This is a genomic window from Pseudomonas sp. MF6767 (assembly GCF_016405475.1).
Lineage (GTDB): Bacteria > Pseudomonadota > Gammaproteobacteria > Pseudomonadales > Pseudomonadaceae > Aquipseudomonas > Aquipseudomonas paracarnis.
This window is the reverse complement of sequence record NZ_JAEKCY010000002.1, coordinates 74,298-98,812: the sequence shown is the minus strand read 5'-3', so window position 1 is coordinate 98,812 and position 24,515 is coordinate 74,298. Positions and strand designations below refer to the sequence as shown.

The window sequence follows — 24,515 nt, the reverse complement described above, 5'->3', positions numbered from 1 at the left end:
CCGGGGCTGCGTTCCTACGCGGAGCGTGGGAACGATCCTCGAGAACTTTGTATTTTCAGGAGTTTGCAATGGCCAAGAAACCCAAGGCAGCCACCTTTATCAAAGACCCGCTCTGGTACAAAGACGCGGTAATCTACCAGGTTCACGTCAAATCCTATTTCGACTCCAACAACGACGGCATTGGTGACTTTGCCGGGCTGATCGCCAAGCTCGACTACATTGCCGACCTCGGCGTGAACACCATCTGGCTGCTGCCGTTCTACCCATCTCCCCGGCGTGATGACGGCTACGACATTGCCGAATACCGCGGCGTGCACAGCGACTACGGGACGATGGCCGACGCCAAGCGCTTTATTGCCCAAGCCCACCAACGCGGGCTGCGCGTGATCACTGAACTGGTGATCAACCACACCTCCGACCAGCACCCCTGGTTCCAGCGCGCGCGCAAGGCCAAGCCAGGCTCGGCCGCACGGGACTTCTACGTGTGGTCGGATGATGACCAGAAATACGACGGCACACGCATTATTTTCCTCGACACCGAAAAGTCCAACTGGACCTGGGACCCGGTGGCCGGCCAGTACTTCTGGCACCGCTTTTACTCGCACCAACCCGACCTCAACTTTGATAACCCGCAGGTCATGAAAGCGGTGCTGTCGGTGATGCGCTATTGGCTCGACCTGGGCATCGACGGCCTGCGCCTGGACGCCATTCCCTACCTGATCGAACGGGACGGCACCAACAACGAAAACCTGGCGGAAACTCACGACGTCCTCAAGCAAATCCGCGCCGAGATCGACGCCCATTACCCCGACCGCATGCTGCTGGCCGAAGCCAACCAGTGGCCCGAAGACACGCAGCTGTACTTTGGTGACAGAAAGGGTGATGACGGCGATGAATGCCACATGGCGTTCCACTTCCCGCTGATGCCGCGCATGTACATGGCGTTGGCCCAGGAAGATCGCTTCCCCATTACCGACATTCTGCGCCAGACCCCGGAGATTCCCGCCAATTGCCAGTGGGCAATTTTCCTGCGCAATCATGATGAGCTGACCCTGGAAATGGTCACCGACAAAGAGCGCGACTACCTGTGGAACTACTACGCCGCAGACCGCCGCGCCCGTATCAACCTGGGTATTCGGCGACGCCTGGCGCCGCTGGTGGAGCGGGATCGTCGGCGGGTGGAATTGCTCAACAGCCTGTTGCTGTCGATGCCGGGCACGCCGACCCTGTACTACGGCGATGAAATCGGCATGGGCGACAACATCTACCTGGGCGACCGTGACGGCGTGCGCACGCCCATGCAATGGTCCATCGACCGCAATGGCGGGTTTTCCCGTGCCGACCCGGCCAGCCTGGTGTTGCCGCCGATCATGGACCCGCAATACGGCTACCAGTCGGTCAACGTTGAGACCCAGGCCCAGGACCCGCATTCATTGCTCAACTGGACCCGGCGCATGCTCGCAGTGCGCAAGCAGTCCAAGGCGTTTGGCCGTGGCAGCCTGAAGATGCTCTCGCCGACTAACCGGCGCATCCTGGCTTACACCCGTGAATACACCGGCGAAGACGGCCACACCGAGATCATCCTGTGCGTAGCCAATGTGTCGCGCAGCGCCCAGGCGGCGGAGCTGGACCTGTCGGCCTTTGCCGGCATGGTGCCGGTGGAGATGCTCGGCGGTAATGCCTTCCCGCCGATCGGTCAGCTGAATTTCCTGCTGACCCTGGCGCCCTATGGTTTCTATTGGTTCGTGCTGGCAGCGGAAAACCAGATGCCCAGCTGGCATGTGGAACCGGCGCAAAGCATGCCCGACTTCACCACTTTGGTACTGAAAAAACGCATGGAAGAGTTACTGGAAGAACCTTGCCGCACCAGCCTGGAACAGACTTCACTGCCCGCCTGGCTGCCCAAGCGTCGCTGGTTTGCCGGCAAAGATACGGCAATCGACACGGTGCACATCGCTTATGGCGTGCGTTTTGGCGACCCGCAGCATCCGGTGTTGCTCAGCGAGATCGAAGTGACCAGTGCTGGCCAGGTCAGCCGCTACCAACTGCCCTTTGGCTTTCTTGGCGAAGACCAGTTCACCAGCGCCTTGCCCCAGCAATTGGCGTTGGCCCGAGTACGACGCACCCGCCAGGTAGGTTTGGTGACCGATGCCTTCAGCCTTGAGCATTTTATCCTTGAGGTGATCCAGGCCATGCAGGCCGGCACCGTGCTCAATACCCCTGACGGCGATCTGCGGTTCGAGGCGACTGAGCACTTGGCCGCACTGCAACTGACCCGTGAATCGCCGGTGCGTTATTTGTCTGCCGAGCAGTCCAACAGCTCGGTGGTGGTCGGTGACAGCCTGGTGCTCAAGCTGATTCGTAGAGTCAGCGCCGGTGTGCACCCGGAGCTGGAAATGAGTGCCTACCTGACCGCCGCCGGCTACCCGAATATCTCGCCGCTGTTGGGCTTTATGAGCCGCCGCGACGGGCAGGGGCAGGACAACCTGCTGATGATTGCCCAGGGTTACCTGAGCAATCAGGGCGATGCCTGGAGCTGGGCCCAGAACAACCTGGAGCGCGCGATCCGCGATGAGCTGGCCGACGCGATCTCTGAACAGGAACAGCACTACAACGCCCTCGGCGAACTGGCGGATTTTGCCGGTTTGCTCGGTCAGCGCCTGGGTGAAATGCACCTGGTGTTGGGTGCGCCAACCGCCGACAAGGCTTTCAAACCCGAACCCACCACAGCCAAAGACACCCAAGCCTGGGCCCAGGATGTCGGCGCCCAGATCGACCGCGCCTTGCAGTTGCTCAAGCTTAATCAAAGCCAGTTGAACCCCGCCGACCAGGCGTTGGTCAGTGAATTACTGGCGCAGAAAAAAGCCATCGCGGCGCATGTTCAGGCGTTGGCCAAAGCCACGGTGGGCGGGTTGCGCATTCGCGTCCACGGTGACTTGCACCTGGGCCAGGTATTGGTGGTCAAGGGCGATGCCTACTTGATCGACTTCGAGGGCGAACCGGCGCGACCGCTGCATGAGCGGCGCGGCAAACACAGCCCTTATAAAGATGTGAGCGGTGTGCTGCGTTCCTTCGATTATGCCGCGGCCATGGCGCTGAATGTGCAGGGGGTGGATCACACGCCAGAAGCGAACGCTGCGCGTAAACGTGTGACCGACCGCTACCTGAATGAAGCCCGCGTAGCATTTACCCAGGCTTACCAGGCCGCTGCGTCTACACTGGCGCATGACTGGCAGGATGCCAACGGCCAAGACGCAGCGCTGACCTTGTTCAGCCTGGAAAAGGCCGCGTACGAAGTGGCCTACGAAGCAGAAAACCGCCCGAGCTGGCTGCCGGTGCCCCTGCAAGGGCTGCACGGCTTGCTGAGCGGGCTGACACCTATATCTAAACCTGTACGCGGTGGGGAGACGTCATGAGTTTTACACAGAGAGAACCGCTGCAGCCCAAGTTGACTGCATTGCCGGCGTCCAAGGACGTCGATGCGCTGGTGCGCGCCGAGCACCCCGATCCTTTTTCGATCCTGGGGCCCCATGATGACGAGCAGGGCGGCCAGTTTATCCGTGCGTTCCTGCCCGAGGCCCTGAGTGTCCAGGTACTGGCGCGTGACACAGGTGAGCCGTTTGGCAGCCTCGATGCCACCCAGGTGCCAGGCCTGTTTATTGGGCACTTCAGCACTCGCCAGCCCTACCTGCTGAAAATCCAGTGGGCCGGCGGTGAGCAGATCACCGAAGATCCCTACAGCTTCAGCCAATTGCTGCTGGGGGAAATGGACCTGTACCTGTTTGCCGAAGGCAATCACCGTGACCTGGGCAACTGCCTGGGGGCTCAGGTGGTCAGCGTCGACGGCGTGCAAGGCGTGCGCTTTGCCGTCTGGGCGCCGAACGCACGGCGGGTTTCGGTGGTGGGCGACTTCAATATCTGGGACGGGCGCCGCCACCCGATGCGCCTGCGCCATCCATCGGGCGTGTGGGAAATCTTCATCCCACGCTTGCAGCCGGGCGCGGCCTACAAGTATGAAATTCTCGGTGCCCACGGCATTTTGCCGCTCAAGGCCGACCCTGTGGCGTTGGCCACCCAACTGCCGCCGGACACCGCCTCGAAGGTCGCCGCACCTTTGCAAGTGGATTGGCAGGACCATGAGTGGATGCAATCGCGGGGAGACAAGCAGAAAACCACTGCGCCGTTGTCGATCTACGAGCTGCATGTGGGGTCCTGGCAGTGCGAGCTGGACGAGGCCGGTGAAGTTGCCCGTCAATATGGCTGGCGCGAACTGGCTGAGCGGCTGATTCCTTACGTTCAACAATTGGGCTTCACCCATATCGAGCTGATGCCGATCATGGAACACCCCTTTGGTGGCTCCTGGGGCTATCAGGCGTTATCCCAGTTTGCCCCCAGTGCTCGCTTTGGCTCGCCGGAAGACTTTGCCTGGTTCGTCAATGCCTGCCATCAGGCCGATATCGGCGTGATCCTTGATTGGGTACCCGCGCATTTCCCCACCGATACCCACGGCCTGGCGCAATTTGACGGTACCGCGCTGTACGAATACGCCAACCCCCTGGAAGGCTTTCACCAGGACTGGGACACGCTGATCTACAACCTGGGCCGCACCGAGGTCCACGGTTTCATGCTCGCGTCGGCCTTGCACTGGCTCAAGCATTTCCACGTCGATGGCCTGCGCGTGGACGCAGTGGCCTCCATGCTGTATCGCGATTATTCGCGCAAGGCCGGTGAATGGGTGCCCAACCGCCATGGCGGTCGCGAGAACCTGGAAGCCATCGACTTCTTGCGGCACCTGAACGACGTGGTTGCCCTTGAAGCCCCGGGCGCCTTGGTGATTGCCGAAGAGTCCACGGCCTGGCCCGGCGTCAGCCAGCCTACCCAACAGGGTGGCCTGGGGTTCAATTACAAATGGAACATGGGCTGGATGCACGACTCCCTGCATTACATCCAGCAAGACCCGGTGTACCGCGCCCATCATCACAACGAGCTGAGTTTCGGGCTGGTGTACGCCTGGTCGGAGCGCTTTATCCTGCCGATTTCCCATGATGAGGTGGTGCACGGCAAGCACTCGCTGATCGACAAGATGCCCGGCGACCGCTGGCAGAAATTTGCCAACCTGCGCGCCTACCTCAGTTTCATGTGGATGCACCCCGGCAAGAAGTTGCTGTTCATGGGCTGCGAATTTGGCCAATGGCGCGAGTGGAACCACGATCAGCAACTGGATTGGTATTTGCTGCAGTACCCCGAGCACCGTGGGGTGCAGAAGCTGGTAGGCGATTTGAACCGCCTGTACCGCGAAGAGCCGGCGCTGCACGAACAGGACGATGCGCCCCAGGGCTTCCAATGGCTGATCGGTGATGACGCGATCAATAGCGTCTACGCCTGGCTGCGCTGGAGCAAGGATGGCAAGCCGGTGTTGGTGGTTGCCAACTTCACCCCGGTGCCCCGTGAAGGCTACGCAGTCGGTGTGCCGTTTGGCGGGCGGTGGAGTGAGGTGATCAACAGTGATGCCGATACCTACGCGGGCTCCAATTACGGGAATGGCGGGGCTGTGTTTACCCAGGATGAGCCGCGCCATGGGCAACCGGTGTCGCTGTCGTTGAACCTGCCGCCCCTGGGCGTGCTCATTTTGCGACCTCAAGAGCCTGAAACGCTCTAGCGCGGCGTATGCCGCTGTTCGGCTTGCTGGCAAGGTGCCACAATGGCGCCTTTGCCGTCGCCGGTCAAACAGGCCAACCCCATGAATAACCTTGGGCAAGATCAGGGTCACTCCATCGAAGAGCAGGTGCGAACCGACCGTTTGCACCAGCTCTTTCGTCAATCATTCTCGGCGATCTTCGGCAGCTACCTGGGCGCCGTCATGCTCTGCTGGCTGTGCTGGGATCGATTCGATCAGCAGGTCATCCTGGTGTGGTTGGTACTGCTGGCGGGCTCGTCATTGGTGCGCCTGCATCTGTTTGTGCAATGGTTTCGCTGCCCTGACGCGGGGCGCACACCCGCACGTTGGGAGCGCCACTACTGGGTCACGCTGATGCTGTCGGCGGGTATCTGGGGCGGCGGGGCGCTGGCGGTGATGCCGGTCGATGACCGCTTGTCCCAGGTGCTGGTGATGCTGTTTACCGTGGGCATGTCGGTCAGCGCGGTGTCCTGTTATTCAGCCTATCGCTACATGACGCTGGGCTCGATGGCGCTGGTGTTGCTTCCCTGTACGGTATGGATGCTGTTTCAGCCTTCGCCGATGCAGGTTGGCGTGGCGCTGGCGGTGCTGGTGTTTGCTTCGTTTGTGGTCGGTGCGACGCGCAAGCTGTCCGATGCCCTGGAAAAAGCCTTCCGTCTGACGAGGCAAATGGAGCGCGCTCATCATATTTCCACCCGTGCCGCCCAGACCGATGAGTTAACCGGGCTGATGAACCGTCGGGCGTTCTACGAACAGGCCCAATTGCTGTATGCCCAGTGCCTTCGCGAGCAGCAGCCGCTGTGTGCATTGATGATGGACATGGACCACTTCAAAGCCATCAATGACACCTACGGCCACCAGGCCGGCGACCAGGTGTTGCGCCAGATTGGCGCGGTGATCAGTGCGTCCTTTCGCCAGACCGATATCTACGGTCGCCTGGGGGGCGAAGAGTTTGCGGTATTGCTGCCCAATACCTCGTTGGAGACCGCACGCAGCATCGCCGAGGAGTTGATCCAGACGATTCATGATTTGCCCGCCGACCCGGTACAAGGGGTGAGCGCAAGCCTGGGCGTAGCATCGACCTGCACTCAGCCTCTGGATTTGAACGCCTTGATGAACAGCGCCGACAAGGCCCTGTACCAGGCCAAGGCATCGGGTCGCAATCAGGTAGCGGTCGTCGACTGATCCTTGCACATCGCCTTTGCCAGCACCCGCGCAACCTGGTCGGCGGAGTAGGGCTTGGCGAGGAACTCAAAGCCTTCGTAGCCGCTGTCTGCCAGTTCCTCACTGTAGCCAGAGACGAGTACCACGGGCAGGTCGGGGCGGCGCTGGCGCAGCAACCTGGCCATGGCCACGCCGGTCATGCCGGGCATCACCACGTCGGAGAAAATCGCGTCGAACCCCTGGACGTCATTGCCAGCGAGGTTCAGCGCCTGTTCGGCATTGGTCGCCCAGGTGGTCTGGTAACCCAGGTCCTTGAGGATCTGGCTGGCGAAGCGTCCCACCTCTAAGTTGTCCTCAACGATCAACACATGTTGATGAGCCGCCTCCTGCGGCGCTGGCAGATCTGCAGGGGTGTGTTGATCCGGCGCCGCTTCGCCTTCGACTTGCGGCAGATACAAGGTAAACACCGTGCCTTGGCCGAGGGTGCTGGCCACATCGATATTGCCGCCTGACTGCTTGGCAAAGCCGAATACCTGCGACAGGCCCAGGCCGGTGCCTTTGCCCACGGCCTTGGTGGTGAAGAACGGCTCGAAGATGCGCTCGAAGGTGTCGCTGGGAATCCCGCTGCCGGTGTCGGCCAGGGAAATGGTGATGTAGGGCATGCACGACTCGGCATCCCCACGAATACGTGGCAGCGTTTGCTCGCTGGCGACTTTGAGGATCAGGGTACCCTGGCCGTCCATCGCATCGCGGGCGTTGAGGGCGATGTTGATCAGTGCGGTTTCGAACTGGCTGGGGTCGATGCGCGCATAGCAGGGCTGATCGGGCAATTTAACCTGCACATGAATGCGTGCACCGGTAACGCTCTCGAGCATCTCGCCGATATTTTGCACGCGCTGGCCGACATCGAACACCTGCGGGTTCAGTGGTTGGCGCCGGGCAAAGGCGAGCAGTTGGCTGGTGAGCTTGCTGGCCCGCTCGACGGTGTCGGACACCGCGCACATGTAGCGTTGCCGACGCTCCTCGGACAGGCCCGGCTGGCGCAGAAAGTCCACCGACGAGCGAATAATGGTCAGCAGGTTGTTGAAGTCATGGGCGACGCCGCCGGTCAGTTGGCCGATGGCCTCCAGCTTCTGTGACTGGCGCAGTGCGGCTTCGGCCTCGGCCAGCGCATGGGTACGCTCATTCACGCGCTGTTCCAGGCTGGCATTGAGCTCTGTATAGGCGGCCAGGCCCTCGCGCACGGCGGCATCGGCGCGTACGCGCTCGATATGCGCCCAGGAACGCTCGGTGACTTCGCCCACCAGCGCCATGTCATAGGATGACCAAAAGCGCGGCAGTTTGTCGTGCACGGCCATCAGCGCGGTGAGCCGCCCGTCTTTGATCAACGGCATGCAAATAGTGGCTGTCACCCCCAGTGCCTGGAAGCTGGCGGCGTCATGGGGCGGCAACTCGATCAGATTATTGCGTATCACCAGTGGCTCGCCGGCACGCAGGCAGTTGACCGCGCATTCCCCGAACGCCGCGAGGCTGTAATGCCCGATGATGCTCGGCGAGCCATGCGCCGACCAGTCGCCGCGAATGGTAAAGCCATCTTCATCCTCGTCCATGTCGGCGTAGGCACAGATGGATACCTGCAGATGTTCGGCCAGCAGGCGGGTCGTAGACGTCAGGATGGTTTCGGCGTCGGTGGCATTGACCACGCTGTTGCCGATGGCGTCCAGCACTGCCAGGCGACGGGCCAGGAATACCGTGGCGGTTGTTTCGGTCACCGTGTCGAGCAAACCGACCACCACGCCTTGGGCATTGCGAATCGGGCTGTAGCAAAAGGTGAAATAGGCTTGTTCCGGCGCTTCGTTGCGTTGGATCAACAGCGGGAAGTTTTCGATATAGGTGGCGTGCCCATCGAACGCGGCGTCGGCGATAGGGCTGATATCGTCCCACACCTCGTGCCAGATCTCGTTGAACGGGCGGCCCAAGGCGTCGGGTTTGCTACCCAGGATCGGCGTGAACGCGTCGTTGTAGAGGGTAATCAACTGAGGCCCCCAGACGATGGCCTGGGGGAAACTCGACGCGAAGCACAGCGCAACGGTTGTCTTCAACACATCGGGCCAGTGTTCAAGTGGCCCCAGGGGCGTATTGGCCCAATCGTGCTGACGAACCCGCTCTGCCATTTCGCTGCTGCCTTGCAGCCAATTCATCATGGGGTTCACACCTTGCTTGCTACGTATTGTTTAGCTTTGAAGAGTCAGGCCGACTAGCAACAGACCGGAATGACCGCATTCAGTTCAGCGCAATTATCTCCCTGATAGCACTTTGATTTCATTGTCTATTTGCACGCCGTCATTATTGGCCGGGTTGGGCCGGCGCTCAACCTTATTGCGTGCCGAATAAGCCCGTCCAATAGATGCCCGCGTCACTCTTGGGGTCCATGGCGTAGGCGGCACCCAATTCGCGAAATTGCGGGTTCATCAGGTTGGCGCAGTGGCCGGGGCTGGCGAGCCAACCGTCGACGACCTTGCGCGGCGTGTCGAGGCCGGCGGCGATGTTTTCACCAATATTCTTCGCGATATACCCCGCCAACTCGGCGCGGTCGCCGGGCGTACGGCCGTCGGGGTCCAGGTGGTCGAAGAAATTGCCGTTGGCCATGTTGCGGGTATGGCTGTTGGCTGCGCCGGCCAGGGTGTCGTTCCACGACAGGGGCGCCGTGGCGGTGAACGCCTGGGTGCCACACTGGCGCGGCTCGGCACGGGCGGTGTTGATCAGGTCGAGCAGTTTTCTGCCTTCGGTCTGCCAATCGCCCAGGCCGCTGGTCACCAACGGGCGAGCCAGCACGATGCGCCAGTCCTGGCCGCTGTTGCTGACCCCGATGTCGACAAATTGCGGATCGAGCACTACGCGGCAGAAGCTCTCGCGCACCGCTTTCATCGCGGCCTCGGCATCCTTGGGCCCGGACAGGCTGATGGCCTGCACATTCACCATGGGGTAGGCAGCGCGCGCCAGCGACTGCTGCAAATCGCCGACATTGGAGGCCGGCAACACCAGCCGTGTGTCGCTGGTCAGCGGCGGCAGCTCCTGGGAACCCTGGTCACCGCAGCGTTGCACCTGGCTGCGGTATTGGTTGATCTGTTGGACTAACTGACTTTCTTCATTCGCCATCGCGCTGGCGCAGAACACCGTAGTGGCGGCCAGCGTCGTAAGACCCATCATCAATGACAGAACGCGCATGGACGTTACCCTTGAGCTTGAAAGTGCCCATGATGCGCGATCCAGGTGCATCCATGCACCCGTTGGTCCGAACTTTTTTGCTCAGTTCTTGAATGCCGAGTGTTTCGCGCCCTGATCGCAAAGGGCAAACACCACCACCAACAAGGCAGAAATCGCAAGGATCACCACCACGCCATCGGTGGAGTGGGTGGCCGAGGCCGCTACCATAGATAGCGCGCCCAGCGGTGCCAGGCCACCGGCAATGGCGGTGCCGATTTCCCGCCCGGTGCCAAAACCCGAAGAGCGCGTTTGCGTCGGGAACTGCCGGCTCAGGAACGAGCCCTGGGGCGCAAACATCATCGGCGCGAGGATACCGGTGCCCACACCGATTGCGAGGTAAATCATCAGGCTTTCACCACTGTTGAGCAGGGCCAGGAACGGGTAGGCGAACAACAGCGAGCACAGCCCGCCGAGCATCAACACGGCCTTGCTGCTCCACTTGTCACACAGCCAGCCGAAGCAGGGCACGGCGACGATGGCTACCAGGCTGGCGATGGTCACCGACAGCGAGGTGACATGCACGTCCACGCCTTTGAATTGGGTCAGGTACGCCAGGGAGAAGGTCTTGAAGATGTAGCTCAGGGCGTTGTAGCCAATCGCGACAAAAAACACCACGGCGAGGCCCTTGAGGTCGTTCTTGAACAAGGCCTTGAGGGGCGATGGCTTGGCTCTGGCTTTTTCCTTGCTCAGCGCTTCGAACTGTGGGGTTTCCGGAATGCTGTTGCGCACCCACAGGCCGACGCCCACCAGCACGATGCTGCAGATAAACGGAATGCGCCAGCCGCCGGCCAACAGGAACTCGTTGCCGTTGATGGTCAGCAGGTAAATGGTCAGCGAGGACAGCAACAGGCCCAGGTTCAGGCCCAGTGCCGGCCAGGCGCCCTGGCTGCCACGCTTGCCTTGGGAGGCATGCTCGTAGGACGTGACCGCCGCCCCCGACAACTCGGCACCCGCGCCCAGGCCCTGGATGATGCGGATAAACACCAGCAGGATCGGGGCCCAGATGCCGATGGAGGCGTAGCTGGGGATCAAGCCGATCAAGGTGGTGCACACGCCCATCAGGCAGAAGGTCAGCACCAGCACTTGCTTGCGCCCGAACTTGTCGCCCAGGTAGCCAAACAGGATGCCGCCGAAAGGGCGGGCGATAAAGCCGATGGCAAAGGTCGAAAAGGCCATCAGCGTGGCAGTCTTCGGGTCGCTGTTATCGAAGAAGATCTTCGAAAACACAATCGCCGCCATGGTGGCGTACAGGTAAAAGTCGTACCACTCCAGCATCGAGCCGAAGATGGTGGCCGCGGCGACTTTGCGCAGGCGCTTGCGGGTTTGTTCGGGCGTTTCGGTACCGGGGATGGAGGCGGATGCCGACATGCTGGACTTCCTTCTGGGTCTTTGTAGTTATTGTTGGGTGAGCGGGCGGTGCGGTGTTACTGGGGGTGGAACAGGCGGTCGGCGATCATCGCGCCGATGGGCATGGCCGAGGTGGCGGCCGGCGAGGGCGCATTGCACACATGCAGCATTCGTGAGGTTTGGGCGAACAGAAAGTCGTGCACCAGGCTGCCGTCGCGCATCACTGCCTGGGCACGGATACCGGCCTCGTAGGGCAGCAGGTCATCGAGGGTCAGGGACGGACAGTACTTGCGGCACTGCTCCAGGTAGCCGGACTTGAACAAGGAGTTCTTCATCTCGGTGGTGCCCGAACCGAGGTTTTGCCAGAGGGTTTTCCAGAAACCCGGGAAGCTGGCGTACTGCGCCACGTCGCGCCAGTTCACCGAAAACTTGCGGTAGTTCTCGCGGCCCAGGCCCAGCACGGCATTCGGGCCGACGGTGACGCTGCCGTCGATCATGCGGGTCAGGTGCACGCCGAGGAAGGGCAGCTCCGGGTCAGGGATCGGGTAGATCAGATGGTTGACGATGTTGTTCTTGGCGGCGGGCAGGCGGAAGTACTCGCCCCGAAACGGGATGATCTGATGGTCGATGCGGATGCCGGCCAGCCGGGCCAGGCGGTCCGACTGCAAGCCGGCGCACACCACCAGGTGGCGGGCCTGCCAGGTCTCGCCCTCGGTGTTGACGGTGACCGTATCGGTGTTTTCGTGGATGGCAGTGACGGTGCGTTCCAGGCAGATCTGCCCACCGTTGCGACGAATCACCTGGGCCATGGTCTCGCACACCTGGCGGTAATCCACAATCCCGGTGGCATCGAGAAACAAGCCGCCGAGGCCGACGATGTTCGGTTCACGCTGGCGCAGTTGTTCGGCATTCAGGCGCTCGACCTGCATGCCATTGAGCTGGGCACGGGCGTACAGCGCTTCCATGCGTTGCATTTCCAGCGGGCTTGAGGCCACCAGCAGCTTGCCGCACACCTCGAATTTGATCCCGTGTTCGCGGCAGAACTGCTTGGTGGCTTCGGCGCCGCGCTTGCACAAATCGGCCTTGAGGCTGCCGGGTGCGTAGTAGATGCCGGCATGGATCACGCCGCTGTTGTGGCCGGTCTGGTGCCTGGCCAGTACCGACTCTTTTTCCAGGATCACCAGCGACGCGCCGGGTTGGCGCTTGAGCAGCTCCATGGCGGTGGCCAGGCCGACAATGCCGCCGCCGATAATGCAAAAGTCATGAATCATTGCTGGGTACCTAGGCTGTACATTTCAGTCTGCTTATCAGGTTGTCAGACTAATGTTTTTGTTAAAAAAATGGCGTGTCCACGGACACGCTGCAAACAAGGTGGATCAATTCGTGGTGGGTAATTCCAGTTGCAGGCGTCGCGCCGCGGCACGCAGGTGCGCCTCGGCACTGGCAGCGGCGCGCTGGGCGTCGCCGTCGGCAATGGCCTGGTAGAGCTGTTGATGTTCCAGGGTCGCGTCGGCCGAACCGGTGGCAAAGCGCGAGGCCGAGTTTTCCCACGCGGTTTTACGCGCACTGGCCAACTGGCTCCTGAGGAAGTCATGGAAGGCCACGAAGTAGTCATTCTTGCTGGCGTCGGCAATGGCACGGTGGAATTCCACATCGGCCAGGGCTGCGGCTTCAAAGTCGTCGCGGTTGTCCTGCATGGCCTGCAACGCGCTTTTCATGCGCTGCAGGTCGGCGGTGTCGCGGCGCTGGGCGGCAATCGAAGCGGCCTGGGTTTCGATCCACAAGCGCACTTCGAACATTTGCGCCAGGTCAGGTCGCCGACCATTGGGCTGTGGAAACCGAAACACCGTGCCTGCAGGGGTCTGCGAAATAAACGAGCCCAGGCCACGGCGGGCGGTGAGCACACCGTCGGCCTTGAGCTGGGCAATGGCTTCACGCACCACGGAGCGGCTGACGTTGAGTTGTTCGGCCAGTTGCTGTTCGGTCGGCAGGCGCGACTCCGGGGCCAGTTGGCCGGATTCGATTTCTGCGCGAATGGCGCTGACAACCCGTACGACAAGCGAATCGGGGCGCTGGAGCTCAAGCATGGGAGAACCTTGGTGATCAGGTTGTCAGACAATAGTCGTTACGATTTTAGCTTGTCAACGTTTGTCTGCTTCGCGCTGGCCAGGGAATGTGCGCGTCTCCAGGCGATCAGCACAGCCAGTAACAGCAAACCTACCGCCATGGCGAAGGTGGCGTGCAGGCCGGCTGCCACCGCCTGGGGCGCGGCATGGCTGACATCCGGGGTGGCGCGGGCGAACACCGCGCCGAGGGCTGAGGCGCCGAAAATCAGGCCCAGGTTGCGCGACAGATTCAGCAGGCCGGACACTGTGCCTCGGCGTGTCGCCTGTATATCGCTCATTACCGCCGTGTTGTTGGCCGCCTGGAACAGGCTGTAGCCGGCTGTCAACACGATCAGCGCCGCGAGATAAACACCAAGCCCGGACGCCTGCGACAGCAACAGGGCCCCGCACAGCATCACGCTCAATCCCACGAAGGTCAGGCGTTGGCTGCCGAGGCGATCGGTCAGGTAACCCGCCGGTACACCGGTAACCGCCGCGACCGTTGGCCCGACGGCCATGGCCAAGCCCATCCAGGCGGGATCGAGGCCCAGGCCACGGGACAGGTAGAACGGGCCCACCACAAACGTGGCCATGATCACCGCCGACACCAGAACACTCATGACCAGGCCGGCGCGCAACGGCGCATCGCGCAGGGGCGCCCAGAGTGTATCGCCTGGCGAAGCTTCGCGGGCGTTAGCATCCGCCGGCAAATAACGGTAGGCGAGGGCGGCAGCCACACCCGCCAAGGGCAGGCCGATCAGAAACAGCGCGCGCCAGCTCCACAGGCTGAGCAATACTCCGCCGACACTCGGCCCCATGGCCGTGCCGAGTGCCGACATAGTGCCGAGCAGGCCCATGACTCGGCCCGTATTCGCTTTCGTGACCGTGTCACCGACCATGCCCAGGGTCATCGCCATCATGATCGCCGCGCCCAGGCCCTGGAATGCCCGTGCGCCGATCAGCCAGGACAGGGTTGGCGCGGCGGCACAACCGGCGCAGGCCAGGGCAAACACCAGCAACCCGGCCAGCAGCAAGCGCCGGCGCCCCAGACGGTCGCCCAGGCGCCCGGCGCTGACAATCACGGCGGTGATGGCCAGCAGGTAGGCGAGCACCACCCACTGCACGGCCTGAAACGAGGCACCGAAGGCGTGCGCCAGGCTGGGCAGGCCGACATTCGCGATGCTGGTGCCCAGGGCGGCCAGCAACATGGACAGCGACAAGGCCACCAGGCCGCCGCGTGTGGAGGTTTGCATGCGCGTTTCCTTGAGTGAATGCACCTGTCGCAAATCTACGGCGTCGCCTAAGATGGCGGAAGACGCAGGGGTTGCAGGTTATAGCTGCATCCAACGCCTGATAAGGAGACCCCATGCCCGACCTCAATTTACTCATCACCCTGGACGTGTTGCTTGCCGAAGGCAGCGTCGCTCGCGCCGCCCAGCGCCTGCGCCTGAGCCCTTCGGCCATGAGCCGGGCCCTGGCGCGTTTGCGTGCAGCCACTGGCGATCCGCTGCTGGTACGTGCCGGGCGCGGCCTGGTACCGACGCCCCGGGCGTTGCAATTGCGTGAACAGGTCAGCCAATTGGTGCAGGACGCCCATGCGGTATTGCGCCCGGCAAACACCCTGGACTTGGGTGAGGTGGTGCGCACCTTCACCCTGCGCACTAGCGAGGAGTTCGTCGAACGCTTCGGCCCCGCCTTGCTGGCGCGTATCGCCCAGGACGCCCCAGGGGTGCGATTGCGTTTCGTGCACAAGAGCGACAAGCACAGTACGTTGCTGCGCGACGGTGTCGTCGACCTGGAAACCGGTGTGGTCGATGCCGGCGCCAGCCCGGAGGTGCTGACCCAGGCGCTGTTCCGTGACCGCCTGGTGGGCGTGGTGCGCGAGGGCCATGCTCTGAGCCGCGGCCCTCTTAGCGCAGCGCGTTTCGCCCAGGGACAACATGTCTACGTGTCGCGGCGTGGGCAGGACCGTGGCCAGATCGACGAGGCCCTTGAGGCGCAAGGTCTGGTTCGGCAGGTCGGCATCGTGGTCGCCGGTTTCAACACGGCCATCGCCCTGGCGCGTGATACCGACCTGATCGCCAGCGTGCCTGAGCGCTATATCACAGTGCCGCCTCGAGGCTTGTACTGCTTTGAGCTGCCGGTGACATTGCCGCCATTTACCGTGGCGATGCTGTGGCACCCGCGGCAGGACGCCGACCTGGCCCATCGCTGGCTGCGCGCATGTTTGCGCGAGGTGTGCGGGCCATGATCGGCGCGCAACAGGTACAATCGCCGCTGCCTTGACGCGAAACCCCAGGAATTTGCATGTTCAGTCTTACCCGCTACACCACGCCGTGCCCCGAACCGGTCAACAGCCAGATCCTGCAGATGGTGGTGGACAACCTCACCGATATCAGCAGCGTAGCGCTGGCACCGAGCAATCTGCTCTACAACATCTACCAGTACGCCATCGGGTTTGAGGTGCACCTGTACCTTGAGGCGTTGAATGGCGAAAAGGGCATCGCCGTCGAGTTGGTCGTGGCGATGGAAGACGAGACGGTGGTGGGTTTTTGCCTGTATCTGCCGGTGAAGGATGATCCGCACGCGTGTGGCATCGCGTTTATGGCGGTGCAGGCGGGCTTTCGTCGCCAGGGTGTGGCACGCAGCATGATGGACGAAGTGTTGGCGCGTTATCCCCACGCCGAACTGGCCTGTGCGGTAGAGAAGGTTGCGGTGTTCGAAGCCATGGGTTTCCAGGTACGCGGTGCGCGTGGCCCCCAGGTCGTGATGAACACCCGCAACTACGGCACCGATGGGTTGATGGGCGTGTTGGATGTGGCCTCAATCTACAGCTCGCTGGAAGTGCGGCAGATCCACACCTACCTGCTGCAAAAACACGGCAAGCGCGCCATGGTCGACGCAGAGAAACAGCGTGATCGGCACCTGGACCAGTTGACGCGCAAGGCGCAACTGTTCGTCCAGGGCCGTCTGCCTACGGCCTGACGCGCATGACCATCGCGAGGATAGTCTCCAGCAGCTCCTGCTGAGCTTCCTCGCGGCTGATCTCGCCATTGGCCGCCGCATGGGACAGGGCTTCCGCCGCGCCGAGCATGGCGCGCAACCCGGCCTGAGAGATGCTGCCGCCGTGGGTGAAGGGCGACAGCGCGTCTCGGCATTTATCGAGAAAGATCGCCTCGTATTCGCGCTTGGATGCTTCCAACTCCGGCGAACCGCTCAAGGCGGCAATCACCCCGGGTATTTCCCGACCTTGCAACAACACACAATCGACATACGACGACGCGATAACCCACGCGCGGTCCTCAAGGGTCGCCTTGCTGGTGGCGATGGCATCGGCAAATACCTGGTCCTGGCGCGCGTCGAAGTCTGCATACAGCGCGGCCAGCAACCCTGCGCGTGTAGCGAAGTGGTCGTAAACCACTGGTTTGGTGACGCCCGCCAGCTCGGCCAGGCGGCCCAGAGTCAGGGCGTCGGTGCCTTCGTCACGCACTAATTGCCAGGCCACGTCGAGTAACTGGCGCAGGCGATCTTCACGGGACAAACGACGACGTGGGGCAGGGGATTCACTGCTTGACATGCTTATATACCAAAAGTAACTTATTCGACGTAACTTACTAAAAGTAGATTAAGCTCAAATGGAGTCAAAGTCATGCACGCACTGATCGTAGTTGCTCATCACGACCCGCAATCTCTCACCCACAGTGTGGCCGCCGAGGTGGGCGCGGGCTTGACCGCCTCTGGCCACACCTTTGAAATAGCCGACCTTGCCGCTGAAGGGTTCGATCCACGCTACACCATCGCCGACCATCGGGTGCACCGTACTCGGGCGACGCCGCCAGCCGACGTGCAGGCCGAACAGGCCCGCATAGACCGCGCCGACGCGCTGGTGCTGGCGTTCCCCATCTACTGGTGGTCAATGCCAGCGTTGCTCAAGGGTTGGGTCGACCGCGTATTCGTCAATGGCTGGGCGATTGATTACGGCCCCGATACACCGGTGCAGAAGAAACTCAGGCATTTGCACGTACATGTGCTGGCCCTGGGGGCGGCTGACGAAAGCGCCTTCGATCGACACGGTTATGCCAAGGCCATGAATACCCAGATCGACTACGGCATCTTTGATTATTGCGGGGCGCGGGTACTCACTTCCGAGTTGTTGTTGGACTCGGAAAGTGGCACGGCCCAGGCGCATTTGCACAAGGCCCGGACCGTGGGGCAGGGGTTGTTTGAGCGTGAGGCCATCGCGGGATAATTCAAGCGTCGCGAAACAGGTCGTGGGCGTCGAGCAAGCGGTAGGCAATCTCTGGGTTTTTCTCCAGGCCACGGCGAATGGAGGCGGGGATCGACTGGCGGGTCTTGCGGCACATGCCCGGCAGTTCGTCGATGACGATCTGGATCCCGCGCATGCTTTTGACCTCGGTATGCCCGGGCGCGATGTGGACGCGGATGCCGAGTTGGTCGTACATCCGCTGTTGCAAGTGTTCGAGGTCTTGCAGGCTCTTGAGGTTTTCCAGGCGCTCCAGCAGGATTTTTTCCTGCTGTCGCGTCAGTTGCAGAATGCGCAGATCAGCGCCGGGAGCTTCCAGCAGTTGTTCACGGTTGCAGACACAGGCGCCGGGTGGGCAGGGTTGGCGAAGGGTCATTGACGCTCCCGGCAAGGTTCAGTTGTAGGAGCGAGCTTGCTCGCGAAAAACTCACAGGCGCCGCATTCATTCAGCAAACACGCGTTTTGGTTAACGTTTTTCGCGAGCAAGCTCGCTCCCACAGGTTTGTGTGTCAGTAGCTCAAGTGAACGCCCAGGCTGGCCAGCGCTTTCCAGTAGTCAGGGTAGGTCTTGGCTACGCAATCAGGGTCTTGGATGCGAATGCCCGAGACTTTCAGCCCGGCCAGGGCAAAGCACATGGCGATGCGATGGTCGGCGTGGGTATCGATCAGTGCGGTGCAGGCGGTGCCAGCCAAAGCGGGGTCGCTGGCAACCAGCAGGTCATCACCTTCGATGGTCGCCAGGCCCGGGCGAATTTCGTTGAGGCCATCGTGCAGCGCCTGCACGCGGTCACATTCCTTGACGCGCAGGTTCGCCAGTTCAGTGAAGCGCACCGGGGTATTGTTGAATGCGGCGAGCACCGCCAGGGTCGGGATCGCATCCTGCATTTGTGAACCCACCACCGTGGCCTGCATGTTCGGGAATTGCGCGATCACGGCCTGTGCCTTGGCGTCGGGCTGGGTGAAATCCTGCGCGGCTACACCAATATCGATACGGCCACCGGTCAGTACTTCTGCGGCCCACAGGTAAGTGGCGGCGGAAGCGTCGGGTTCGATCAGGTAATCATGGGCGGTATAGCCCGTGGGGGCCACGCGCCAGGTGGTGTCGTCCACGATGTCTACCTGGGCCCCGAACGCACGCATGCAATCGAGGGTCAGGTCCACATAGCCACGGGCGCCGATGTCCTTGCCGGTCAGCGCCACTTCAATCGGTGCTTCGCCGCACGCCGCCAGCATCAGCAGGGCCGATACGTACTGGCTGGACAAGCCTCCGTCAATCTCAAAACGCCTGGCCTGGACCTTGCCCGCGCCATGCACCGTTACCGGTGGGCAACCGGTGGGGCTGTCGACCTGGATGCCGTTCTGGCCCAGGGTGGCCAGCAGCGGGCCGATCGGGCGTTTTTGCATGTACTCGTCACCGTCCAGTACCACGGTGCCTTGCACGGTGGCGACGGCAGCCGTGAGAAAGCGCATGGCGGTGCCGGCGTTGCCGAGGAACAACGGCTGGGCCGGCAATTGCAGCGAGCCTTGGCTGGTGACGACAAAGGTGGTGTCGTCCGGCTCGTCGATGGTGACGCCCATCTGCCGCAGGGCGACCGACATATGGCGTGTGTCATCGCTTTTGAGCGCGCCGCTCAAACGGCTGGTGCCCTTGGCCAGTGCCGCGAGCAACAGAGCACGGTTGGTAATGGATTTGGAGCCGGGGGGCGCGACCTTGCCAGTGAGGGGGAAGTTGGGCGGTGTAACGGTCACGGTTTTCTGCGAACTCAAGGTACAAGGCTCCTGGTCAAGGCGAGGTGGCGTGGAGTGGCCGACGTGCGGACCCGAATCATCAGGCAAACACGCCATGCTTGTCGAGTGAGTGGGTGATCTGCGTATTTTATTGGCATGCGCTGCGGCCCGAATGTAGGAGCGAGCTTGCTCGCGAAAAACGTCAACGATAAGCGTGCTTCCTGAATGAACGCGGCGCCTGTAAGTTTTTCGCGAGCTAGCTCGCTCCTACTGCCTTAGCGCTGGCTCAACCAGTAGTCATGCAGCGCCCGTGCAGCCGGTTCGATTTCGCTGATCTGCAGTTGATGGGCGTTTACATCCAGGTCTGCCGGCAGTTCGAAATTGTCCTGTTCGGCGCAGCAGGAAATCCGCTCCAGTTGCCCGGCTTGTACAGCGGGCAATGGCGGCCAGTTGGCGATTGTCACGCCGCGCACATAACCAAAGCACCATTCCTCGGCAAGGGTCACCGCCTGGTCTTGATGTTCGGTTTCATCGAAACGGGCTTTGAATGCCTGGGAGTCAGTGGCCAATTGTGCGGCCAGGGTATTCATATGGCGTACACACAGCTCAAGAAAAGCCTGGGCCTCGTCCATGTTGTCCCATTCAGGGTTTTGCCCACCCCAGATTGCCGGGAACCACTCGGCCACATCCACCTTGGCCGGGCTGGAAACCAGGGCGGTGAAATAACCGTCGAGTTCGGCCATGTTCAGCACCGAGTGGTCTTCGCCGTATTTGAGCAAGGTGGCGTCAATGAATTCGAAATCGGCGGGAGCGGGGGGTTGGGCGTGCATGGCATTTCCTTAAAACGTCGAGCGCCGCGCACAGCGCGGCTTAAAGCGCAAAGGATGGCCTGTGCATCGGGTTTTATCCAGCGTCTTTTCCCTCACCGTGGTCAGTCCCGTTTTTGGCCGATGCGCCGTGGCGCACCCTTGATATAGTCTGGCCTTTCTCAATCGCCAGTCAGGGATCACTGCCATGTCCGAATACCAAGCCTTCGTTGTCGAACTCAGCGGCAACGTTGCCCATGTGCAGATCAATCGCCCGGAAAAGATCAACGCCATGAACGCGGCGTTCTGGACCGAAATCATCGACATCTTCCAATGGGTCGACGAGACCGACGCCGTGCGTGCCGTGGTGCTCAGCGGCGCGGGCAAGCATTTTTCCTCGGGCATCGACCTGATGATGCTGGCCTCGATCGCCAATGACTTTGGCAAGGACGTGGGGCGCAATGCACGCCTGCTGCGCCGCAAGATTCTTGAGCTGCAAGCCTCGTTCAACGCCGTGGACACTTGCCGCAAGCCCGTGCTGGCGGCGATCCAGGGCTACTGCATTGGCGGCGCCATCGACCTGATCAGCGCGTGCGACATGCGCTATGCAGCCGAGGACGCGCAATTCTCGATCAAGGAAATCGACATCGGCATGGCCGCCGATGTCGGCACCTTGCAACGCCTGCCGCGCATTATTGGCGACGGGATGCTGCGTGAACTGGCCTACACCGGTCGTCAGTTCGGCGCTGAAGAAGCGCGCAGCATCGGCCTGGTCAATCGCGTGTTTGCCGATCATGAAAGCCTGCTGGCGGGTGTCATGGACCTGGCCCATCAAATCGCCGCCAAGTCGCCGATTGCCGTGACCGGCACCAAGGCCATGATCAGCTACATGCGTGACCACACAGTCAATGACGGCCTGGAATACGTTGCCACCTGGAACTCGGCTATGTTGCAATCCAGCGACCTGCGCGTGGCCATTGCGGCCCATATGAGTAAGCAGAAACCCGAATTCGTGGATTGACTGACATGACCCCAGGCTGGATTACCACAACGCTGCTGGACAACGACGCCCCCGGCGGCTGGGCCGTCGCCCGCAGCCGCGAAGGCTTCTTACACGACACCAACGGCCCGCTGTTCCCGCGCGAATGGCTCAAGCGCCAGGACCTGCCGGTGTTTGCCGAACACGGCATCGGCCACCTCGACGGCGAGCCGGTGTACCTGTTGGAACTCGACTCGCCGGCTGATGTGCCAGGGTGCAGTTGGCAGGGCTTGCGCGGCTTTATGCTGCAAGGTGATCACACCCTGTACAAGGTGCTGGGCTACGCCGCGCAGATCGGTACCTGGGCGCGGGAACACCGTTTTTGTGGCAGTTGTGGCCAGGCGATGGTGCAGGTGCCGAGGGAGCGAGCGATGTATTGCCAGGCCTGCGACCTGCGCAGCTACCCACGGATCTCACCGAGCATGATCGTGCTGGTGACCCGTGGCGATGACATCCTGCTGGCGCGTTCGCCGCGTTTCGTCACCGGGGTCTACAGCACCCTGGCCGGTTTTGCCGAGCCGGGTGAGTCCGCCGAAGACTGCCTGATCCGTGAAGTGCGTGAAGAGGTGCAGTTGGAGGTCAAGAACATCCAGTACATGGGCAGCCAATGCTGGCCGTTCCCTCAATCGATGATGCTGGGCTTTCACGCCGAATACGCCGGTGGCGATATCGTGCCCCAGGCCGACGAGATCGAGGACGCGCAGTGGTTCAATATCCACGAGCTGCCGCCGTTGCCGGCGTCACGCTCGATTGCGCGTTACCTCATCGACCTCTACGTGGCCCGCCGTTTAGGCCACGCTGAACCAGTGCTGCCAGGCTAGGCGCACGGTCAGGCCCAGGACCACGGTGATAAACACCGGGCGAATGAATTTGGCGCCGCCGCTGATCGCGCTGCGTGCGCCAAAGAACGCGCCACACATCACCGATACCCCCATCGCCAGGCCGACAATCCAGTCCACCGAACCATTGATGATAAACACCGTCAGCGCCGCCGCGTTGCTGACGAAGTTCATGCTGCGCGCTACGCCGCTGGCCTTCACCAGGTCGATGGGGTGCAGCAGCATCGTGCTGACCGTCCAGAACGCCCCCGTGCCGGGCCCGGCCACGCCGTCGTAGAAACCCAGGCCAAAGCCCTGGGTGGCTTGCCATTTCTTTTTGATCGGTGCCTCGGCGTCCAGTGGCGCCTTGGGCGTGCCACCGAATAGCAGGTACACACCGCAGGCGAAGACGATCACCGGGAGCATCTTGTTCAAGGTTTCGGCGGGCAAGTAATGGGCGACGACTGCGCCGGTCAGCGCACCGATCAAGGTACCGACGATGGCGTGCACCCATTGGCGTGGGTGGAACAGCTTGCGCCGGTAGAAGGTAAAACTGGCGGTGGCCGAGCCGAAGGTGGAGCTGAGCTTGTTGGTGCCCAGCACCAGGTGCGGCGGCATACCAGCGGTGAGCAGGGCGGGCGTGGTCAACAAACCGCCACCGCCGGCGATGGCGTCGATAAAACCGGCGATAAAAGCGACAACGGCCAGGATGGCCAGGGTGGTGAGGTCAACGCTGAGTTCGAAGGGCATGGGCAGGGCTTATTGTTGGAGGGCCGCAGAAAGGCTGCATCTTACTGCGATGTGGCGGGTCTATGCGATGCAAATGTGGGAGCGGGCTTGCCCGCGATAGCGGAGTGTCAGTCACTGAGTCCGTAACAGAACCACCGCTATCGCAGGCAAGCCAGCTCCCACATTGGCCATGTATGGCCCACAAAAATCAGCGCCTGGCCCAGTCCCCCTGTGGGAGCGGGCTTGCCCGCGATAGCGGAGTGTCAGTCACTGAGTCCGTAACAGAACCACCGCTATCGCAGGCAAGCCAGCTCCCACATTGGCCATGTATGGCCCACAAAAATCAGCGCCTGGACCAGTCCCCCTGTGGGAGCGGGCTTGCTCGCGATAGCGGAGTGTCAGTCACTGAATCCGTAACAGAACCACCGCTATCGCAGGCAAGCCAGCTCCCACATTGGCCATGTATGGCCCACAAAAATCAGCGCCTGGCCCAGTCCCCCTGTGGGAGCGGGCTTGCTCGCGACAGCGGAGTGTCAGTCACTGAGTCCGTAACAGAACCACCGCTATCGCAGGCAAGCCCCACAAGGTATTTGGTACTTAACAAGTATTGTGTAGGCACCAGCCTCACCGAACCGAGTTCTGCATCACAATCTGTGGCAGATGCTCGGACAGAAAGTCAATCAGCGCCCTGACCGAAGGCAGCATGCCGCGCCGCGCCGAATACGCGAGGTGCAGTGTCAGCTCGGGGGCACTCCATTCTGGCAGCACCACCACCAGTTGCTGTCGAGCCAGGGCGGGCAGGCACGCAACATCCGGCATCATCGCGATGCCCAACCCCTGGATGGCCGCATTCAGGATCGTTTCATGCTCCCTGCACATCAAGGTCGGCCGCAGCTTGGCGGTGGTGCGCGCACCATCAGGGCCAACCAGTAGCCATTGCGGCTGTGGCTCATCTGCCGCTTCGTAGTAGAGCGTTGGCCGTTGTGCCAGCTCGTCCGGATGAGACAGCGGCCCTGTGCGCTTGAGGTAGTCCGCGCTGGCAACCAGGATGCGCCGGCTGATCCCCAGCGGTTTGGCCACCAGGTCGGGGTCCATATCCTCCGGCTGACGCAGCCGCACGGCAATGTCCACCGATTCCGCCTGCAGGTCCACCGTGCGATCAGTGGCAAGCACCTGCACGCGCACCTGGGGGTAACGGGCCATGAACGGCGGCAGGTAAGGGGCCAGGAATACCTGGGTCGCCAGCACCGGGCAACTGATGCGCACCAGCCCGCGCGGCGCGGCGCTGGCCATGTCGATGACTTCCTGAGCCGCCAGCGCTTCAGTGATCGAGGCGCGGCAATGGATGAAAAATCGCTCACCGAGGTCAGTCAGAGACACATGGCGTGTGGTTCGATGAAACAGGCGGGCGCCCAGGCGTTGTTCGAGCGCCGCAACGCGTGCGCTGAGCCGCGACTTGGGGATGCCTAGCACTCGGCCCGCCGCCGAGAACCCGCCGTGCTCGGCGACCATGGAGAAATAGTAGAGATCGTTGAGGTCCTCCAGCACAGCCTGGGTGGTCATTCTATTGTC

The 24,515-nt window shown here is 61.9% G+C and carries 20 protein-coding genes; 8 read left to right on the top strand and 12 right to left on the bottom strand.

What is annotated here, in order from left to right; translation table 11 throughout:
• The first annotated feature begins 68 nt into the window (after positions 1 to 68).
• Genes treS through JFT58_RS03835 form a run of 3 tightly spaced genes read left to right on the top strand, consistent with a single transcriptional unit; the run spans position 69 to position 6,862 of the window.
• The gene (gene treS, locus JFT58_RS03845; RefSeq protein WP_054898706.1) at positions 69 to 3,416 is read left to right on the top strand and encodes a maltose alpha-D-glucosyltransferase; all 3,348 of its coding nucleotides are present in this window, start codon (positions 69 to 71) and stop codon (positions 3,414 to 3,416) included.
• On the top strand, positions 3,413 to 5,659 hold the full coding sequence (gene glgB, locus JFT58_RS03840; protein ID WP_034127633.1) for a 1,4-alpha-glucan branching protein GlgB: 2,247 nt from the start codon (positions 3,413 to 3,415) through the stop codon (positions 5,657 to 5,659). Before treS ends, glgB begins: the two co-directional genes overlap by 4 nt.
• Positions 5,660 to 5,701: 42 nt before the next feature.
• Positions 5,702 to 6,862 (top strand): GGDEF domain-containing protein, encoded by a 1,161-nt coding sequence (locus tag JFT58_RS03835; protein WP_054898705.1) that lies wholly within the window; start codon positions 5,702 to 5,704, stop codon positions 6,860 to 6,862.
• Here the strand turns inward: JFT58_RS03835 and JFT58_RS03830 are convergent.
• From JFT58_RS03830 to JFT58_RS03805, 6 genes are all read right to left on the bottom strand, one after another.
• Positions 6,841 to 9,045: a GAF domain-containing protein gene (locus JFT58_RS03830; RefSeq protein WP_054898704.1), complete on the bottom strand. Its 2,205-nt coding sequence runs from the start codon at positions 9,043 to 9,045 to the stop codon at positions 6,841 to 6,843. The genes JFT58_RS03835 and JFT58_RS03830 overlap by 22 nt on opposite strands.
• Positions 9,046 to 9,217: 172 nt before the next feature.
• A complete protein-coding gene (locus JFT58_RS03825; RefSeq protein WP_014718680.1) occupies positions 9,218 to 10,069 on the bottom strand; it encodes a CAP domain-containing protein in 852 nt (283 codons plus the stop codon).
• A gap of 81 nt (positions 10,070 to 10,150) precedes the next feature.
• Positions 10,151 to 11,476, bottom strand: a complete 1,326-nt coding sequence (locus tag JFT58_RS03820) for an MFS transporter (protein ID WP_054898703.1) — start codon at positions 11,474 to 11,476, stop codon at positions 10,151 to 10,153.
• 56 nt (positions 11,477 to 11,532) lie between these two features.
• The gene (gene lhgO, locus JFT58_RS03815) at positions 11,533 to 12,726 is read right to left on the bottom strand and encodes an L-2-hydroxyglutarate oxidase (protein ID WP_054898702.1); all 1,194 of its coding nucleotides are present in this window, start codon (positions 12,724 to 12,726) and stop codon (positions 11,533 to 11,535) included.
• A 105-nt stretch (positions 12,727 to 12,831) separates the two neighbouring features.
• The gene (locus JFT58_RS03810) at positions 12,832 to 13,542 is read right to left on the bottom strand and encodes a FadR/GntR family transcriptional regulator (protein ID WP_054898701.1); all 711 of its coding nucleotides are present in this window, start codon (positions 13,540 to 13,542) and stop codon (positions 12,832 to 12,834) included.
• A gap of 38 nt (positions 13,543 to 13,580) precedes the next feature.
• Positions 13,581 to 14,813 carry an MFS transporter gene (locus tag JFT58_RS03805; RefSeq protein WP_054898700.1) on the bottom strand — a complete coding sequence of 411 codons (1,233 nt, stop codon included), beginning with the start codon at positions 14,811 to 14,813 and terminating at the stop codon, positions 13,581 to 13,583.
• Positions 14,814 to 14,926: 113 nt separating this feature from the next.
• Between JFT58_RS03805 and JFT58_RS03800 the strand changes: the two genes are divergently transcribed.
• Positions 14,927 to 15,811, top strand: coding sequence for a LysR family transcriptional regulator (locus JFT58_RS03800; RefSeq protein ID WP_054898699.1), 885 nt, complete (start codon positions 14,927 to 14,929; stop codon positions 15,809 to 15,811).
• A gap of 56 nt (positions 15,812 to 15,867) precedes the next feature.
• On the top strand, positions 15,868 to 16,545 hold the full coding sequence (locus JFT58_RS03795; RefSeq protein ID WP_054898698.1) for a GNAT family N-acetyltransferase: 678 nt from the start codon (positions 15,868 to 15,870) through the stop codon (positions 16,543 to 16,545).
• Here JFT58_RS03795 and JFT58_RS03790 read toward each other — a convergent pair.
• On the bottom strand, positions 16,535 to 17,137 hold the full coding sequence (locus tag JFT58_RS03790; RefSeq protein WP_054898697.1) for a TetR/AcrR family transcriptional regulator: 603 nt from the start codon (positions 17,135 to 17,137) through the stop codon (positions 16,535 to 16,537). The genes JFT58_RS03795 and JFT58_RS03790 overlap by 11 nt on opposite strands.
• Before the next feature lie 72 nt (positions 17,138 to 17,209).
• On the opposite strand from JFT58_RS03790, the gene JFT58_RS03785 reads away from it, so the two are divergent.
• Positions 17,210 to 17,809: an NAD(P)H-dependent oxidoreductase gene (locus JFT58_RS03785; RefSeq protein ID WP_054898696.1), complete on the top strand. Its 600-nt coding sequence runs from the start codon at positions 17,210 to 17,212 to the stop codon at positions 17,807 to 17,809.
• A 1-nt stretch (position 17,810) separates the two neighbouring features.
• Here JFT58_RS03785 and JFT58_RS03780 read toward each other — a convergent pair whose 3' ends face one another.
• The 3 genes from JFT58_RS03780 to JFT58_RS03770 all read right to left on the bottom strand — a co-directional run bounded on the left by JFT58_RS03780 (position 17,811) and on the right by JFT58_RS03770 (position 20,381).
• Positions 17,811 to 18,200: a hypothetical protein gene (locus JFT58_RS03780; protein WP_034127625.1), complete on the bottom strand. Its 390-nt coding sequence runs from the start codon at positions 18,198 to 18,200 to the stop codon at positions 17,811 to 17,813.
• A gap of 133 nt (positions 18,201 to 18,333) precedes the next feature.
• Complete coding sequence (locus tag JFT58_RS03775) at positions 18,334 to 19,590, bottom strand: 3-phosphoshikimate 1-carboxyvinyltransferase (RefSeq protein WP_034127624.1); 1,257 nt, start codon at positions 19,588 to 19,590, stop codon at positions 18,334 to 18,336.
• A gap of 236 nt (positions 19,591 to 19,826) precedes the next feature.
• Positions 19,827 to 20,381 carry a UPF0149 family protein gene (locus JFT58_RS03770; protein WP_054898695.1) on the bottom strand — a complete coding sequence of 185 codons (555 nt, stop codon included), beginning with the start codon at positions 20,379 to 20,381 and terminating at the stop codon, positions 19,827 to 19,829.
• A 184-nt stretch (positions 20,382 to 20,565) separates the two neighbouring features.
• Between JFT58_RS03770 and JFT58_RS03765 the strand changes: the two genes are divergently transcribed.
• Together JFT58_RS03765 and nudC are read left to right on the top strand one after the other, a co-directional pair.
• Positions 20,566 to 21,378, top strand: a complete 813-nt coding sequence (locus JFT58_RS03765; RefSeq protein ID WP_054898694.1) for a crotonase/enoyl-CoA hydratase family protein — start codon at positions 20,566 to 20,568, stop codon at positions 21,376 to 21,378.
• A gap of 5 nt (positions 21,379 to 21,383) precedes the next feature.
• The gene (nudC, locus tag JFT58_RS03760) at positions 21,384 to 22,217 is read left to right on the top strand and encodes an NAD(+) diphosphatase (protein WP_198834298.1); all 834 of its coding nucleotides are present in this window, start codon (positions 21,384 to 21,386) and stop codon (positions 22,215 to 22,217) included.
• On the opposite strand, the gene JFT58_RS03755 is transcribed toward nudC, so the two are convergent.
• Entirely contained in the window at positions 22,185 to 22,964 is a 780-nt protein-coding gene (locus JFT58_RS03755) for a TSUP family transporter (RefSeq protein ID WP_003191011.1), read from the bottom strand. The genes nudC and JFT58_RS03755 overlap by 33 nt on opposite strands.
• A 603-nt stretch (positions 22,965 to 23,567) precedes the next feature.
• Complete coding sequence (locus JFT58_RS03750; protein ID WP_054895949.1) at positions 23,568 to 24,506, bottom strand: LysR substrate-binding domain-containing protein; 939 nt, start codon at positions 24,504 to 24,506, stop codon at positions 23,568 to 23,570.
• Positions 24,507 to 24,515: the final 9 nt, after the last annotated feature.

Coding starts and splice junctions, on each gene's coding strand:
- treS (WP_054898706.1), top strand. CDS start 69: ATGGCCAAGAAACCCAAGGCAGCCACCTTTATCAAAGACCCGCTCTGG.
- JFT58_RS03835 (WP_054898705.1), top strand. CDS start 5,702: ATGGCGCCTTTGCCGTCGCCGGTCAAACAGGCCAACCCCATGAATAAC.
- JFT58_RS03805 (WP_054898700.1), bottom strand. CDS start 14,813: ATGCAAACCTCCACACGCGGCGGCCTGGTGGCCTTGTCGCTGTCCATG.
- JFT58_RS03830 (WP_054898704.1), bottom strand. CDS start 9,045: ATGATGAATTGGCTGCAAGGCAGCAGCGAAATGGCAGAGCGGGTTCGT.
- JFT58_RS03790 (WP_054898697.1), bottom strand. CDS start 17,137: ATGTCAAGCAGTGAATCCCCTGCCCCACGTCGTCGTTTGTCCCGTGAA.
- JFT58_RS03750 (WP_054895949.1), bottom strand. CDS start 24,506: ATGACCACCCAGGCTGTGCTGGAGGACCTCAACGATCTCTACTATTTC.
- JFT58_RS03800 (WP_054898699.1), top strand. CDS start 14,927: ATGCCCGACCTCAATTTACTCATCACCCTGGACGTGTTGCTTGCCGAA.
- JFT58_RS03820 (WP_054898703.1), bottom strand. CDS start 11,476: ATGTCGGCATCCGCCTCCATCCCCGGTACCGAAACGCCCGAACAAACC.
- JFT58_RS03755 (WP_003191011.1), bottom strand. CDS start 22,964: ATGCCCTTCGAACTCAGCGTTGACCTCACCACCCTGGCCATCCTGGCC.
- JFT58_RS03795 (WP_054898698.1), top strand. CDS start 15,868: ATGTTCAGTCTTACCCGCTACACCACGCCGTGCCCCGAACCGGTCAAC.
- JFT58_RS03825 (WP_014718680.1), bottom strand. CDS start 10,069: ATGCGCGTTCTGTCATTGATGATGGGTCTTACGACGCTGGCCGCCACT.
- glgB (WP_034127633.1), top strand. CDS start 3,413: ATGAGTTTTACACAGAGAGAACCGCTGCAGCCCAAGTTGACTGCATTG.
- lhgO (WP_054898702.1), bottom strand. CDS start 12,726: ATGATTCATGACTTTTGCATTATCGGCGGCGGCATTGTCGGCCTGGCC.
- JFT58_RS03785 (WP_054898696.1), top strand. CDS start 17,210: ATGCACGCACTGATCGTAGTTGCTCATCACGACCCGCAATCTCTCACC.
- JFT58_RS03780 (WP_034127625.1), bottom strand. CDS start 18,200: ATGACCCTTCGCCAACCCTGCCCACCCGGCGCCTGTGTCTGCAACCGT.
- nudC (WP_198834298.1), top strand. CDS start 21,384: ATGACCCCAGGCTGGATTACCACAACGCTGCTGGACAACGACGCCCCC.
- JFT58_RS03765 (WP_054898694.1), top strand. CDS start 20,566: ATGTCCGAATACCAAGCCTTCGTTGTCGAACTCAGCGGCAACGTTGCC.
- JFT58_RS03770 (WP_054898695.1), bottom strand. CDS start 20,381: ATGCACGCCCAACCCCCCGCTCCCGCCGATTTCGAATTCATTGACGCC.
- JFT58_RS03810 (WP_054898701.1), bottom strand. CDS start 13,542: ATGCTTGAGCTCCAGCGCCCCGATTCGCTTGTCGTACGGGTTGTCAGC.